Consider the following 13,556-nt stretch of genomic DNA (forward strand, 5'->3'; position numbering starts at 1 on the left):
GCTGCAGCGGGCGGACATCGCGATGTATACGGCAAAGGCCGCCCGGAGCCAGATCGAGTACTACCGGCCCGGCGCCGACCTGCACATCCTCGACCGCCTCGACGTCATCGAGACCCTGCGGGCCGGGCTCGGCCAGGATCAGCTACGCCTCCATTACCAGATGAAGGTCGACCTGCGCACGGGCAACTGCCACGCTGTGGAGGCCCTGGTGCGATGGGAACACCCCACCAGAGGGCTGCTCCAGCCCAACGAGTTCCTGCCCATGGCCGAGCACACCGGGCTGATGCGTACGCTGACCCTTGAGGTGCTCGGGCTGGCCCTCGACCAGTGCCGCCGGTGGTGGGACGCCGGTCTCCAGATCGGTGTCGCGGTCAACCTGTCCGCGCCCAACCTGCTCGACAAGGGATTCCCGGCCGAGGTCAGGGATCTCCTCACGATGAAGGGGGTTCCGCCGAAGGCCCTCGAACTGGAGATCACCGAGACCGCTCTGATGCTCGACCGGATCCGGACCGCGGCCGTGCTCGGCAGTCTGCGGGACATGGGTGTCCGCATCGCCGTCGACGACTACGGCACGGGGTACTCGTCCCTGGCCTACCTGCGAGAGCTGCCGGTGGACGTGCTCAAGCTGGACAAGTCGTTCGTCATGCACCTCGACTCCGACCCGCTCTCGGCTGCCATCGTGCAGTCCACGGTGGGGCTGGCGCACTCCCTGGCCCTGCGGATCGTGGCCGAGGGGGTCGAGACCGAGACAGCGATGGGGCGGCTGGCCGACTACGGCTGCGACTTCGCCCAGGGCTTCTATCTGGGCGCCCCCCAGCCTGCCGATGAACTGACCCCGCTGCTGTGGCACCGCAATCACCGCAGGTGTTCTCCCCAGGACGGCGACTGTGCGTCGTCCCGATTAGACCGGGCAGCAGCGGCCGACCTGGTGGTCGACCGGGTCGAACCTGCTCGCGCGGGCCGCGCGTGGACCTGACCGGCCCACCCCGGCATCCCGGCCGGTCATTGTGGGACGCCGTGGCAGACGCGGATCCGGCCGATCCCGGCGATGCGCCGGTCGCCTTCGGTGGCGATCTCGCCCCGGCGACCCTGGTCGGGGCCTACCGGCGAGGGGTCTTTCCCTGGCCGCTCGACGATCCGGCCGACGATCCGGCCGCGGTGGCGGACACGCCCGGTCACCGCGACCAGGCGGTGGCTGCCAGGCGCATACCCAACCTGTCGCGGGATGGTCGGGGACGGGCCGATCTCGTCTGGTGGAGTCCGGATCCACGTGGTGTGCTGCCCGTCGGTCGAGCGCACGTGTCCGACTCGCTGTTCAAGCGGATGCGCGCGTGCGACTGGACGACCACCCTTGACCAGGCGTTTGCCGGCGTCGTCCACGGATGCGGCCAGGGCACCCGGCGTACCTGGATCACCCCTGAGCTCGCGGGTGCCTACCATGAGCTGTACCGGCTCGGCTGGGCGCACAGCGTCGAGGTGTGGAAGGGCGACGAGCTCATCGGCGGAATGTTCGGTGTGCTCATCGGCGCTGCCTTCATGGCTGAATCCATGTTCCACGTGCGCACCGACGCGTCCAAGGTTGCCCTGGTCGATTTCGACGCGCGGTTCGCGCCGGCCGGTGGCCGGCTCGTCGACGTGCAGTTCGTCACCACGCACGCCAGATCCATGGGAGCGGTCGAGATCCCGCGTGAGCGCTTCCTCGCGGCACTGCGTGAGGCGCGGGATGCCGACGTGAGGCTTGGCTGCGACCGTCTGCCGGTCACCCGCCTGGCCGAACTGGCCCGGCAGGTCCGGACGGCCCGACATGCGCAGCAGGCGGGACAGGGGCAGCAGGCGGGACAGGGGCAGCAGGCACCCAGGCACGACAGGCCGGGCCGGTCCAGCGGCCAGGAACCGGCCGGGCCTGGTCGTCCAGACGTGGGGCACGACACGAGCTGACCGGCGTCGCGCCGATCCGGCCGATCCGTCGGCGTGCTCTCTCGGCGTTCTTCCCCCTGGGTGTTTCCCCTGGGGTTCCCCGGGCGGCTGTCGTGGCGTCTGGTCGCGCGGGTGCTATTCGCGGCGGGTGGGTGTGGGGTACGGCAGCATTTCGGCGATTTCGGTGAGCACCTCGAGCAGGTGGCTGATCTCCTCGTCGGTGTTGGCGGCGGTGACCTGGATGCGGAATCCCACCTTGTTGCGCGGCACGAGCGGATACGGCGCCAGGGTGGTGTAGATCCCCCGGTTGAACAGATGGTCCCCTATGGCGTCGATGCTGTCCGGAGCACCGATCGGCACCTCGATGATCGGGCTGCCCGACCGGTTCAGCGAGGCCAGTCCGACCTGCTTCATCCCGTCGAGGATCCGGGCTGTCTTGCGGTGAAGATCCGCTCGGATCGCGTCGCCCCGCCTGGCGTTGAGTTTCAGCCCGGCCTGCACGGTCGCAAGCGATGCCACCGGGGACGGTCCGGAGAAGGTGTGGGGGGCGGTGGTCGCCTTGAGGTAGTTCTTCATGTCGGTCGAGCAGGCGACGAACGCCAGCAGGGACGAGTACGCCTTGGAGAAGCCTCCGACCAGGACGATTCCGTCGTAGCTCTCCCCGATATGGCGGATGAGGCTGTTGCCGCGACTGCCGTACAGGCTGAGCTCACCGGGCCCCCGCTCACCGATGATGCCGAAACCGTGCGCGTCGTCGATGTAGAGGAGCGCGTCGTTCGCGCGGGTCACCTGGGCCAGTTCTGCCACGGGCGGGATGTTGCCGGTCATGCTGTTCAACCCGTCGATGCACACCAGCCGCGGGTAAGTCCGGCAGGCCCGCAGCATCTCCTCGAGCTGGGCGGGGTTGTCGTCGTCGAAGCGCTGCACGGTCGCGCCCCAGGCCCGGGCCATGATGCAGCCGTCATGGATGGAGCGGTGCGCGTTGTGGTCGAGGAAGATCGTTCCCTGCCCGGCGAGGGCCGGGATGACCGACAGATGGATGTGCGTGATCGTGGGAAGCGTCAGGCTGTCCTCGGCGCCGAGCAGTTCGGTGAGTTCTTGTTCGATCTCGATGAACAGTCGCGGGGATGCGATCATCCGTGACCAGCTGGGATGTGTGCCCCACCTGGCCAGGTACTCCGGTACTGCTGCGATGATCTCCGGTTCGAGGTCGAACCCGAGGTAGTTGCAGGACGCGAAGTCGGTCAACCAGTGGTCACCGACCCGCATCCGGCGACCATTGACCTCGTCGACAATCGCCTCCATCATCGGATGCGTTTTCCGTAGCCGTGCCATCTCGGTCATCGGACCGAGCGTGCGACCCGGTAACCAACGGTGTGGTTCCGGGCGCTCAGGAGAAGCGTGGAGCAAGGGTAAATCCTGCGAAGTCTTCGACAACTTCCCTCCTCAACAGGCGAGGGTTTCCACGCTAGCTGCATTTTCAACGATCGCCGTGTTACCGGGCGCTGTAACCGGCTGTTGTGTCGCCCGCCCGTCGGCTGGCTACTTATTGGTAGATATTGCTCCACGCATGGTTACGATTGACGAGGATTGGGTGCGGGACGCTACCCGACGGCGTCCCGCGAACCCGGTCGGATTCCCTGCCGGTGAAATACCACGGCCTGTTGGCAGCAGCTCACCGGCGGTTCGTCCGCTCGCTGCCTCGGGGAAAGCACGGCCTGCGGGACCTGCCGGACCAGCCCCCGGACCTACCGGATCGGTCTCGCCGATCCGGTAGGAACCCCGAGCGCGAAAGGAACATGATCGCGCTGCCGCTGGCCGTCAGGCCGCCACTCGCCCGATCGCCTCGGCCGGACAGAACTCGAGGGCCTGCAGCAGCATCTCCTCCTCGTCCTCGTTCGACGGCTGCCGGCAGATGTAATGAACCTCGTGCTCCTCGTCGCGCTTGAAGAAGTCCGGGGCGACCCCCCGGCAGTTTTCGCAGTCGGTGCACTCGGAGTCGACGAAGAAGGGTCCCTCGACGTTCATGGGAAGTCGACGCTTTTCGCTCGCCACATCACACCTCGCATTCGTTGTAGCGCATTGCATTCGTTGTAGCGCATTCGTTGTGGCTGCCCAGCAGATTCTATCGGCAGAACCACCGGCTGTCGGCCGGTGTCGGTGTCCGGGTGGCGCCGGTGAAAACGTGTTCCCGGGTACTGTGGTCGGAAAAGCCGTGGGTCGAAATACCCGGCTCCGCGGGCCGGTCGTGGGGACGGTCGAAACATCGGCCGGGTCCGTTTCCGGGCGGCTCGGAAGCTGCGTTACTAAGCTGTCACTGATAGTTGCCACCTGGCTGAAACCGCAGTTCCCGGGGTTGATCCAGCCGGTGTCGTCGGCACGGCTGTCGACGGCGGAGCCCGAGGATCCGCTGGTACAGGCCCGGTGGCGTCACTTCTGCGGGTTTCCCGGACCATGCGAAAGCTGTTATGGGCCGGCTGCCGTCCGCCGCCGGGAACGACCGGGTCATCATACTTTTACCGGCCGGAAACATGATATGTGGTGCGGATCGACGTGCCACTCGCCGATCCGCACCACACCCACCGCGTCGAATTCCTGGGGGAGGAAGGACGGACGGCTCGGCGAAAAAGGACACATGTCGGGCCCCGGCAGGGGCGAAGGCAGCGTGCTCATGCTTCTTTCGTACCGTCTTCGCCTCCATCGGGTGACTTATAGGTGAGTCGACGTTTTGTGGCGAACTGACGTCGGACCACCCGCTTCGCCGGAGCTCTCGTCCGGAGACCACGGCAGGGACAACGGTGCGTCGGCGTCCGTACGGGGTTCCCGGCCCTGTTCCGTCTGTAGCATCTTTATCGTCGATTCCGTCACATTGGCGGTGTTGTCGGATACGGAGGTGACATGGCACGGGACAAACGTGACAAGGCCAGGAGGGAGGAGGCCGAACGAGCGAACCGGGGTGTGCGGACCTGCCCCCACTGCCGTGGTACCGGCCGTAAAGAGGTCGAACGGCTCGAACGCGACCGGGACGGCTACTTTGACGGCGCCGAGGTCACCGACTGTGCCTGGTGCGGCGGGAGCGGAGCGTTGGCAAGGTGACCGAGCCGGCGATGTATCCGCTGGTGGTCCTGCGCTGTCCTGCCTGCCGGTGCCGTAACCGGCAGGGCGACACCGCGGTGAAGGGCCGTGCACGCCGTCCGACCGTCTGCGCGGAGTGCACGATCATACGTGCGTCGCATCCTGGGGGGTTCGACGAGCCCGAGGAGCCCGAACCCGGTGCCGGCAGGCCGATCCCCGCGGCCCGGCCTGACCGATCCGGACGCCTGACCGATCCGGACGGCCACCGTGGTGCGTGCCGCAGCGGTGGAGATGCCGCTCCTGTCGTCCCCGTCTTCCTTCCCGTTCCCGTGATGGGGGTCGCCGTCCCTGTCAGATGGCGGGCTGGTCGTAGTCGGCCAGGTAGCCGCGCAGGGCCCGCTTGAGCTCTGCCGTGAGGGCGGTGCGTTCCTCGCCCGTCGTAGCGACGATCTGTGGGAGCAGCGCGCCGAAGATGACGGTGCTCACCCGCGCGCAGCGAGCCCGGTCGGCATCGTGTTCGCGAAAATGCTCGGCATCGGCGCCGTGCTGACCATTCTCGTCGACGCCACCCTGATCAGGGCGATACTCGTGCCCGCGACCATGCGGCTGGCCGGACGGGCGAACTGGTGGGCACCGCAACCTCTGCGACGTCTACACGAACGCCTCGGCCTGCGAGAGGCCACATAGTGCCCTGGCCGCAAACAGGCCACATAGTGCCGGGGGATCTGGGCCTCCCGGACCTCCCGAATCGGCTTCGCCGATTCGGGAGGAAGCCCGTGCGCGAAAGAATCATGATCGTGCAGGCCCGCATCCGTGGCAGATCCATGAACCGAATGCGGTTCAGCTCACGAGGGGACTCGGCTCACGAAGGGGAGGAGAACCCGGCCTTGGTAAGCACCGCCTGACCGCTGGGGGACAGGATGAACGCGGTGAACGCCTGCCCGGCGCGGGAGTTCGGCGCCTTGGTCAGAACCGCGATCGGATAGGACGTGGAGGCGTTCTGCTCCTTGGGGATCTCGATGCCCTTCACCTTCGCCCCGGCGGCCTGCGCGTCGGTGACGTACACCACGCCGGCGTCGACCTCACCAAGTTCGACGGTGGTCAGCACTCCCTTCACATCGGCGCCGTACGTCTTCGGCGTGACCGTGACGCCCGCGTTCGAGAAGACCTTCGCCGCGGTCGCGCCGCACGGAACCTGGGCCTGGCAGAGTGCGACCTTCACTCCTGGCTTCGCCAGGTCGGCGACGGAAGCGATGTTTGCGGGGTTGTTCGGCGGAGTGACGATCTCCATCGTGTTCTTCGCGAACGTCGTCGGGTTGGCAGCCTGCCCGGCGTCGACGACTGTGGTCATGTTCGCGGGGCTGGCTGAGGCGAAGACATCCGCCGGCGCTCCCTGGTTGATCTGGGTGGCCAGGGCCGAGCTCGCGCCGAAGTTGAACTTCACGGTCACCCCGGGATGTGCCGTCTCGAACTGCTTGCCGAGTTCGGTGAACGACTCGGTCAACGACGAGGCGGCGAACACGGTCACCGTCCCGGTCACTGACTGTGTCGTCGGTGCCCCTGACGGCGCTACCGGACTGGCATTGTCCGTGTCCGAACCACATCCGACCAGGAGTGCGCACAGCAGCGCACACAGCGCCCAGAATTTCGAACGTGTTCTCACGCGTCCCCCTCACTATCATCGAGATATCCGCCGGAGCCGCGGCGCCGGCCGGACAACGGTTCAGCGACGTTGCTGAGGAAGTTCCATCACCACGTCGGCGGATTTCACCGAAGTGATGGCGGCCATGCCGGGTTCGAGACCGAGTTCGTCCGCGGACGTACGGCCTGCCAGGGACACGATCCGATGCGTACCGGTCCGCATCTCCAGCTGGGCCGGCACACCGTCGTGGACGACACAGGTCATGATCCCGGGGGAGCGGTTGCGGGCGGATCCGTCCGCAACCGCCGTGTCTGCGGTCGGAAGCCGGTGGGCTGATGCCGTGTGCTCCTTGCAGACCTGGGCCGGCACCGAGCTCTCGACAGCTTGCCGAGGGCTTTCGCCCTGAACCAGAGGCCGCCTGTCGGCATCCGCCCATCGCCAGACGGTGTCCTCACCGACATCCGGCAGCCCGGCTGCGTCCGAGATCCGCAGATTCGTCACTCAGGCACCTTAGCGATCGCATACACGGTTTGTCTTCCCATATCTGACCTGATCCGCGAAGTTGGTGTGCTACCGGCGGACACGGAGGCGAAGAGAGCATTCGATCATGTATTTCGAGCATCGCGGCAAGACGCGCTTGTTACAAGCCAAGACGGGCGAAGGGGATGATTGATAATCATCGTGACACCGCCGGGATACCTGATGGAAATCCGCGGCTGTGGGAACCGGATCGGAGATCGGAGATCCCGCCCCCCATGCCCGTGTTCGCCAGATGCGGAAGCGGAACTCAGAGATCAGGAAGGTCACACTGCGTACATGCTCATGGCGGGAAACGGACCATGAGCCGGCCTCCCCGGGGCCGGTCTGATCGCAAGATCAGTACTGGATCCAGGTCTCATCGGTAACCGCGGACGAACAGTCCGACGTTGGACCGGATCGCGGTGTCCAGTTCGTGGTCGTCGAGCGTTGGGGGCGCGGAGATGGCGAAGGTACCGAGTTCGGTCATCTGCCAGACCGTGCCGGTGACCAGGGTGATGAACTGGCCGGCGGCGCGAGCGGGGTCGTCGATGTGCAGTGCGCCGCTGTGCGCGAGCCGTGCGAGGTGTCCGATGAGTGCGGACCAGACCGGGGTGGAGACCCGCTTGCGCCAGAGCTCGAGCAGCTGTGGTTGGCGGGGCGCCTCCGTCTGGATGAGCAGCCGCAGGGACGCGGTCCGTGGACTGAGGAGGATCCCGACGAGGCGTCGCGCGAGGCCACCGAGGTACTCCTCGGCATCGACGACGTGGTTCGGGAATTCGACGGTCGCCTCCTGCAGCGCCTCCAGCGTGTTCCTGAGTTCTGCGTCGATGACCGCGAGGAACAGTCGTTCCTTGTCCCCGAAGTGGTTGTAGACAGTCTGCCTCGATACGGGCGTTGCTGTCGCGATGTCGTCGAGGCTTGTGGCCGCGTATCCCTGCCGGACGAAGACGTCCAGCGCCGCCTTCATGATCGCTTCGCGTTTGGCTGGCAGACCGCGCGCCGGTGCTGCTCTCGAGGGGCCGGTCGCATCGCCTGACACCCGCCTAGGCTAGCCTTGGACACGATTGTCCATCTAGCTAGACGATATTGCCTAGACTGGACGTCGCGTCTCGCAGGTCCGACAGGACGTTCACGGCCGGACGTCCCCTTTGCCGATCGTCGATCAAGGAGAGAGAGTGCCCTCACCCGACATCCCGCGCACCGTCGTCATCGGTGCCGGCCCGGCCGGCCTCACGGCTGGCTATCAGCTCGCCGAACGAAACGCACCAGTGGTGGTCTTCGAATCCGATGACGTCGTTGGTGGTATCAGTCGAACCGTCGAACGTGACGGCTGGCGATTCGATATCGGCGGTCATCGGTTCTTCACCAAGGTCCCTCAGGTGGAAGCGCTGTGGCATGCCATCCTTCCGGATGAGGATTTTCTCCTGCGGCCTCGTACGAGCCGTATCTACTACCAGGGCAAGCTGTACGACTACCCGCTCAGGGCGGTGAACGCCCTTCGTAATCTGGGCGTGGGCCAGGCGGCCCTGGCCGTCGGCTCCTACCTGTGGGCGCGTGTGCGGCCACCGAAGGATCAGACCAACTATGAGGCCTGGCTGGTGGCCCGCTTCGGATGGCGCCTTTATCGTACCTTCTTCAAGACCTACACCGAGAAGTTGTGGGGGATTCCGGTCAGCGAGATGCCCGCGGACTGGGCCGCGCAGCGCGTAAAAAACCTGTCATTGTCCGCCGCAATTATCAACGCCGTCATGCCAAAACGCAACCAGAAGGAGATCGCCAGCCTCATCGAGGAGTTCAGATATCCTAAATACGGGCCTGGCATGATGTGGGAGGCGGCTGCCCGAAGGGTGGAGAAGATGGGCGGCACGGTCACGATGAATTCCAGTGTGACCGCCATCCACCTCGAGGGTGGCAGGGCGACGGCGGTGACGGTCACCAGCCGTTCCGGCGAGGAGTACCGCGTGCCGGCCGATCATGTGATCTCCTCGATGCCACTGTCAACCCTCCTCAAGAGCATGGACCCACCGCCGTCGGCTGACGTGTTGGCCGCGGCTGATGATCTGCGGTACCGGGACTATCTGACGGTCGCGCTCATCGTGCCGAAGGAGTTCAGCTTCCCCGACAACTGGATCTATATCCATGATCTCGGCGTGAAGGTCGGTCGCATCCAGAACTATGGATCGTGGTCGCCCTATCTCGTCAAGGAAGGGCGGACCTGTCTCGGTCTTGAGTTCTTCGTCTTTGAAGGCGATGAGATGTGGACGAAGTCCGACACAGATCTGATTGCGCAGGGCACGGCGGAACTTGAGGTCCTGGGTCTGGTCCGCCCGGGGGCCGTGGAGACGGGTTACGTGGTGCGGGTACCCAAGGCGTACCCGACCTACGACCAGTACTACCGGCGAAACGTCGAGATTATGCGGGAGTGGCTGGCGGTGCATGCACCGAACGTGCATCCGGTCGGCAGAAACGGCATGCACCGGTACAATAACGCCGACCATTCGATGCTGACAGCCATGCTCACCGTCGAAAATATACTTGACCAGACCGGGCATGACGTCTGGACGGTCAACGTCGAAGAGGAATACCACGAGGAAAAGTCGAATAATGACAGTGCCGGAGCTGTCGCCGGTTCGGGCCGGCGCGGAACCGGGCGTGACGCCCCGGTAATCCCTCGCAAGGCGGGGTGAAGTGGTGTTCGACGTATCTCACCATCTCGTTTCCCAGGCTGCGGTCCTGGGATTTCGTCCGGGTGGGATCCAGGCTGCGGCGCCCGCAGCGGTCAGGTCGGGCTGGCGTGCCCGACGAGCGTGAGGCTGCGCGTCCACAGTTCGGCTCGGGCGTGGCTGTCGTAGGCCTGGGCGTGGGCTCTGGTCTCGCGGGTCCGGTCGAAGAACCGGCCGCTCGTGGTGGCGAGGGCGGTGCTGGTGACGAGCCGGTGCGTGGCATCGACACCGGTGTCGATGCTGTCGACGTGGTGGCCGATCTCCGCCAGGACCATCTTGGTGGGCATGTAGGTCGCCGGGTGCAGGCTGTTGACCGTGACGTCCGCGGCGGGAAGCCGGTCGGCCAGCTCGAAGGTGGACATGATCTGGGCGAGTTTGCTCTGTCCGTAGGCGCGCGTGCCACTGTACCCGTGCTCGATCATGAGGTCGTCGAAGTCGAGGGGGTGCTGGCCGAGGGAGGCGACGTTGACGATGCGGGCCGGGGCCGATCGACGCAGCAGGGGAAGCAGCTCGAGGGTCAGCAGGAATCCGGCCAGGTAGTTGACGGCGAAGCGTAGTTCGTAGCCGTCGACGCTGGTGCGCCGGTCGCGTCCGTCGGGTTCACCGGAGCCGATGCCGGCGTTGCTGACCAGCACGTCGAGCCGGTCGGTCGTCGTGCGCACGTCCTCGGCCAGCCGGCGGACCTGCGCCAGCTCGGCCAGGTCGGCCTGGACGATCCGGGGCGGTGGCACGCCGTGGGTGGCGGCGATGTCGGTGGCGGTGCGGTCGAGCCTGTCGGGGTCCCGGCCGTGCAGGAGCAGGGTGGCATCCTGCGCGGCCAGCCGGTGGGCGAGGGCACGGCCGAGGCCGTCGGTGGCGCCGGTGATCAGAATGGTCCGCGGGTCGGTCATCAATGCTCCCTGCGGGTCGAGACGGGCGGGACCGGGGGCAGGTCACCGTGCTCGCGGCCACCAACACCAGTCTGGCTGCACAAATCTGACTGGCACGGTCGTCGAGACGCACGGCAGGACTCCAGCCAGAGCGGTACGATATCTTGTACCACTTTGGAGGTTGTCATGGCTGTCACCGCCAGTGAGGCACGCAAGCGCCTGTTCCCGCTGATCGAACAGGTCAACGCCGACCAGGAACCGGTGGAGATCCTGTCCAGGCACGGCTCGGCCTACCTGGTGTCCGAGGTCCAGTTCCGCTCCATGCAGGAGACCGCCTATCTGCAGCGGTCGCCTGCCAACGCCGCGCACCTGGCGGCCAGCATTGCCGAGGCTGACGCCGGCGCGACCGAGGAACACGACCTGCTGGCCTGATGAGGATTGTGTTCACCTCACGAGCCTGGGCTGACTACACCTTGTGGGCCGACGACCGCAAGATGCTCCACCGGATCAACCGTCTGATCGAGGAATCGGCACGCGACCCGGCCGTCGGGATCGGCAAACCGGAACCGTTGTCCCAGAACCTGTCGGGGTACTGGTCACGACGCATCACCGACGAGCACCGGCTGGTCTACCAGGTGCGTGGAGACGACCTGGTCGTCATTCAGGTTCGCTACCACTACTGACAGCGGCGTCCAGCCGCCGCGACACAATTGACAACACAGGCCCATACCGACAGCGGTTCCGTCCGGCCGGCCGCGATCCGGGCGAACGGGGCCTGGTTCACTCGGCGAGGGTGCCGAGTATCTGCTGCCCGTACTTGGCGAGCTTGTTCTCACCGACGCCGCTGACGGTGGCCAGCTCGGCCAATGTGGCTGGTACGCGTGTCGCGATCTCGCGCAGGGTGGCGTCATGAAAGATCACGTATGCCGGGACGCCCTGCTCCTTCGCGACGGCGGCGCGCCAGGCGCGGAGTCGTTCGAACATCGGCATCGCATCCTCCGGCAGGTCGGCCGGTGCGGCGCGGCGGGGCTTCGTGCCCTTGGGCGTGGCCGTGGACGCGGCCTTGGCGGCGCGCTCCGGCTCGCGCCGCATCAGGACTGTGCGCTGTCCGCGCAGCACGTCGGCGCTCGCGTCGGTGAGCATGAGGGTGCCGTGCTCGCCCTCGACCGCCAGCAGCCCCTGCACCAGGAGCTGACGTACCACGCTCCGCCACTCGGGCTCGCCGAGCTCCGTGCCGATACCGAAGACCGTCAGGGTGTCGTGATCGCGCTGGATCACCTTGGCCGTCTTCCTGCCCAGCAGGATGTCGATGAGGTGACCCGCCCCGAACTTCTGACGACGCTCCCGCTGTAGCCGGAGCACGGCCGAAAGCAGCTTCTGGGCGGCGACCGTGCCGTCCCATGACTGCGGGGGCGTCAGGCAGGTGTCGCAGTTGCCGCACGGGGTGCTGCAGTGCTGCCCGAAGTAGGCGAGCAGCCCGGTGCGGCGGCACTCGACCGTCTCACACAGTGCGAGCATGGCGTCGAGGTGGGCGCTCAGCCGCCGGCGGTGCGCGAGGTCACCCGCGGACGTGTCGATGAGCTTGCGCAACTGCACGACGTCCTGGAGACCGTAGGCCAGCCAGGCGGTCGAGCGCAGCCCGTCACGGCCGGCGCGTCCGGTCTCCTGGTAGTACCCCTCGACTGACTTGGGCAGGTCGAGATGGGCGACGAACCGTACGTCCGGTTTGTCGATGCCCATGCCGAAGGCGATGGTCGCGACCATGACGACGCCGTCCTCCCGCAGGAAGCGCGCCTGGTGCTCGGCTCTGGTGCGCGCGTCGAGCCCGGCGTGGTACGGCAACGCCATGATCTCGTTTGCCACCAGGAAGTCGGCGATCTTCTCGACGGAGGACCGTGACAGGCAGTAGACGATGCCCGCGTCTGCGGCGTGCTCGGTGCGCAGCAGCTCCAGCAGCTGCGCCTTCGGCTCCTTCTTCGGCACGATGCGGTACTGGATGTTCGGACGGTCGAAGTCGGCCACGAAGTGGCGGGCGTCCTCCAGGCCGAGCCGGGAGGCGATCTCGGCGTGCGTCGCCGGGGTCGCGGTGGCGGTCAGCGCGACTGTCGGCACGTCCGGCCAGCGCTCACGCAACTCGGACAGCAGGAGGTAGTCGGGCCGGAAGTCGTGTCCCCACTGCGCGACGCAGTGCGCTTCGTCGATCGCGAACAGCGCGATCTCGCCCCGGTCGAGCAGCTTGACCGTCGCGTCGACGCGCAGCCGCTCCGGCGCCAGGTAGAGCAGGTCGAGCTCACCGGCGAGGAAGGCGGACTCCACGTCACGGCGCTCGTCGAACTCCTGGGTGGAGTTGAGAAACCCCGCCCGTACGCCGAGCGCCCGCAACGCGTCGACCTGGTCCTGCATCAGCGCGATGAGCGGTGACACCACGACGCCGGTGCCCTTCCGCACGAGGGCGGGGATCTGGTAGCACAGCGACTTGCCGCCGCCGGTCGGCATCAGTACGAGCGCGTCGCCGCCGCCGATGACGTGCTCGATGATCTCCTGCTGGCCGTCTCGAAACGACTCGTAGCCGAAGATGCGACGCAGTACCTGTGAGGCGTCGTTCACCAGATCGACCAGGGGGGAGGTCATCTGGCCACTTTATGAGCATCCGGCCGCCCCTCGCATGCGGCCGTCCGCGTCTGTGGACAGCGATGTCCCTGTGGACAGCGATGTCTGCGCTCGGATCTCGGGTTCGCGCGATAGCTGGATCGGTGCACCCAACCAGCACTAGGCCGTGTCCGGTCGATCATGGTGGGCGGAGCCAGAGTC

At 66.5% G+C, this 13,556-nt stretch carries 14 protein-coding genes and 1 pseudogene; 7 read left to right on the top strand and 8 right to left on the bottom strand.

What is annotated here, in order from left to right; all coding sequences use genetic code 11:
- On the top strand, window positions 1-976 hold a 976-nt coding region (locus DD1DGNOD_RS07875), incomplete at its 5' end, for a putative bifunctional diguanylate cyclase/phosphodiesterase (RefSeq protein WP_131769784.1).
- Between the two features lie 41 nt (window positions 977-1,017).
- Entirely contained in the window at window positions 1,018-1,938 is a 921-nt protein-coding gene (gene aat / locus DD1DGNOD_RS07880) for a leucyl/phenylalanyl-tRNA--protein transferase (protein WP_241255543.1), read from the top strand.
- Between the two features lie 114 nt (window positions 1,939-2,052).
- Here aat and DD1DGNOD_RS07885 read toward each other — a convergent pair whose 3' ends face one another.
- Together DD1DGNOD_RS07885 and DD1DGNOD_RS07890 are read right to left on the bottom strand one after the other, a co-directional pair.
- Window positions 2,053-3,225: an aminotransferase class I/II-fold pyridoxal phosphate-dependent enzyme gene (locus DD1DGNOD_RS07885; protein WP_346434286.1), complete on the bottom strand. Its 1,173-nt coding sequence runs from the start codon at window positions 3,223-3,225 to the stop codon at window positions 2,053-2,055.
- 513 nt (window positions 3,226-3,738) lie between these two features.
- Window positions 3,739-3,945 carry a ferredoxin gene (locus DD1DGNOD_RS07890; protein ID WP_241251317.1) on the bottom strand — a complete coding sequence of 69 codons (207 nt, stop codon included), beginning with the start codon at window positions 3,943-3,945 and terminating at the stop codon, window positions 3,739-3,741.
- A gap of 870 nt (window positions 3,946-4,815) precedes the next feature.
- On the opposite strand from DD1DGNOD_RS07890, the gene DD1DGNOD_RS07895 reads away from it, so the two are divergent.
- Entirely contained in the window at window positions 4,816-5,013 is a 198-nt protein-coding gene (locus DD1DGNOD_RS07895) for a hypothetical protein (RefSeq protein WP_131765927.1), read from the top strand.
- Window positions 5,014-5,343: 330 nt separating this feature from the next.
- Here DD1DGNOD_RS07895 and DD1DGNOD_RS28985 read toward each other — a convergent pair whose 3' ends face one another.
- The gene (locus DD1DGNOD_RS28985; protein ID WP_241251318.1) at window positions 5,344-5,478 is read right to left on the bottom strand and encodes a hypothetical protein; all 135 of its coding nucleotides are present in this window, start codon (window positions 5,476-5,478) and stop codon (window positions 5,344-5,346) included.
- Between the two features lie 24 nt (window positions 5,479-5,502).
- On the opposite strand from DD1DGNOD_RS28985, the pseudogene DD1DGNOD_RS28990 reads away from it, so the two are divergent.
- A pseudogene (locus tag DD1DGNOD_RS28990) lies at window positions 5,503-5,679 on the top strand (MMPL family transporter); the annotation flags it as partial.
- Between the two features lie 175 nt (window positions 5,680-5,854).
- On the opposite strand, the gene modA reads toward DD1DGNOD_RS28990, so the two are convergent.
- The 3 genes from modA to DD1DGNOD_RS07910 all read right to left on the bottom strand — a co-directional run bounded on the left by modA (window position 5,855) and on the right by DD1DGNOD_RS07910 (window position 8,120).
- Entirely contained in the window at window positions 5,855-6,655 is an 801-nt protein-coding gene (gene modA, locus DD1DGNOD_RS07900) for a molybdate ABC transporter substrate-binding protein (protein ID WP_131769775.1), read from the bottom strand.
- Window positions 6,656-6,715: 60 nt separating this feature from the next.
- Entirely contained in the window at window positions 6,716-7,135 is a 420-nt protein-coding gene (locus tag DD1DGNOD_RS07905; protein WP_131769776.1) for a TOBE domain-containing protein, read from the bottom strand.
- Between the two features lie 394 nt (window positions 7,136-7,529).
- Complete coding sequence (locus tag DD1DGNOD_RS07910) at window positions 7,530-8,120, bottom strand: TetR/AcrR family transcriptional regulator (RefSeq protein ID WP_131769777.1); 591 nt, start codon at window positions 8,118-8,120, stop codon at window positions 7,530-7,532.
- Between the two features lie 208 nt (window positions 8,121-8,328).
- On the opposite strand from DD1DGNOD_RS07910, the gene DD1DGNOD_RS07915 reads away from it, so the two are divergent.
- Entirely contained in the window at window positions 8,329-9,840 is a 1,512-nt protein-coding gene (locus DD1DGNOD_RS07915; RefSeq protein WP_131769785.1) for an NAD(P)/FAD-dependent oxidoreductase, read from the top strand.
- 92 nt (window positions 9,841-9,932) lie between these two features.
- Here the strand turns inward: DD1DGNOD_RS07915 and DD1DGNOD_RS07920 are convergent, their stop codons facing one another.
- Window positions 9,933-10,766, bottom strand: a complete 834-nt coding sequence (locus DD1DGNOD_RS07920; protein WP_131769778.1) for an SDR family NAD(P)-dependent oxidoreductase — start codon at window positions 10,764-10,766, stop codon at window positions 9,933-9,935.
- 165 nt (window positions 10,767-10,931) lie between these two features.
- Between DD1DGNOD_RS07920 and DD1DGNOD_RS07925 the strand changes: the two genes are divergently transcribed.
- The gene (locus DD1DGNOD_RS07925) at window positions 10,932-11,177 is read left to right on the top strand and encodes a type II toxin-antitoxin system Phd/YefM family antitoxin (protein WP_131765931.1); all 246 of its coding nucleotides are present in this window, start codon (window positions 10,932-10,934) and stop codon (window positions 11,175-11,177) included.
- Window positions 11,177-11,428, top strand: a complete 252-nt coding sequence (locus tag DD1DGNOD_RS07930) for a Txe/YoeB family addiction module toxin (RefSeq protein ID WP_131765932.1) — start codon at window positions 11,177-11,179, stop codon at window positions 11,426-11,428. The genes DD1DGNOD_RS07925 and DD1DGNOD_RS07930 overlap by 1 nt, the downstream gene beginning before the upstream one ends.
- 97 nt (window positions 11,429-11,525) lie before the next feature.
- Here the strand turns inward: DD1DGNOD_RS07930 and recQ are convergent, their stop codons facing one another.
- Window positions 11,526-13,376, bottom strand: coding sequence for a DNA helicase RecQ (gene recQ / locus DD1DGNOD_RS07935; protein ID WP_131769779.1), 1,851 nt, complete (start codon window positions 13,374-13,376; stop codon window positions 11,526-11,528).
- Window positions 13,377-13,556: the final 180 nt, after the last annotated feature.

Origin of the sequence: Candidatus Protofrankia californiensis (assembly GCF_900634765.1) — a bacterium.
GTDB lineage: Bacteria > Actinomycetota > Actinomycetes > Frankiales > Frankiaceae > Protofrankia > Protofrankia californiensis.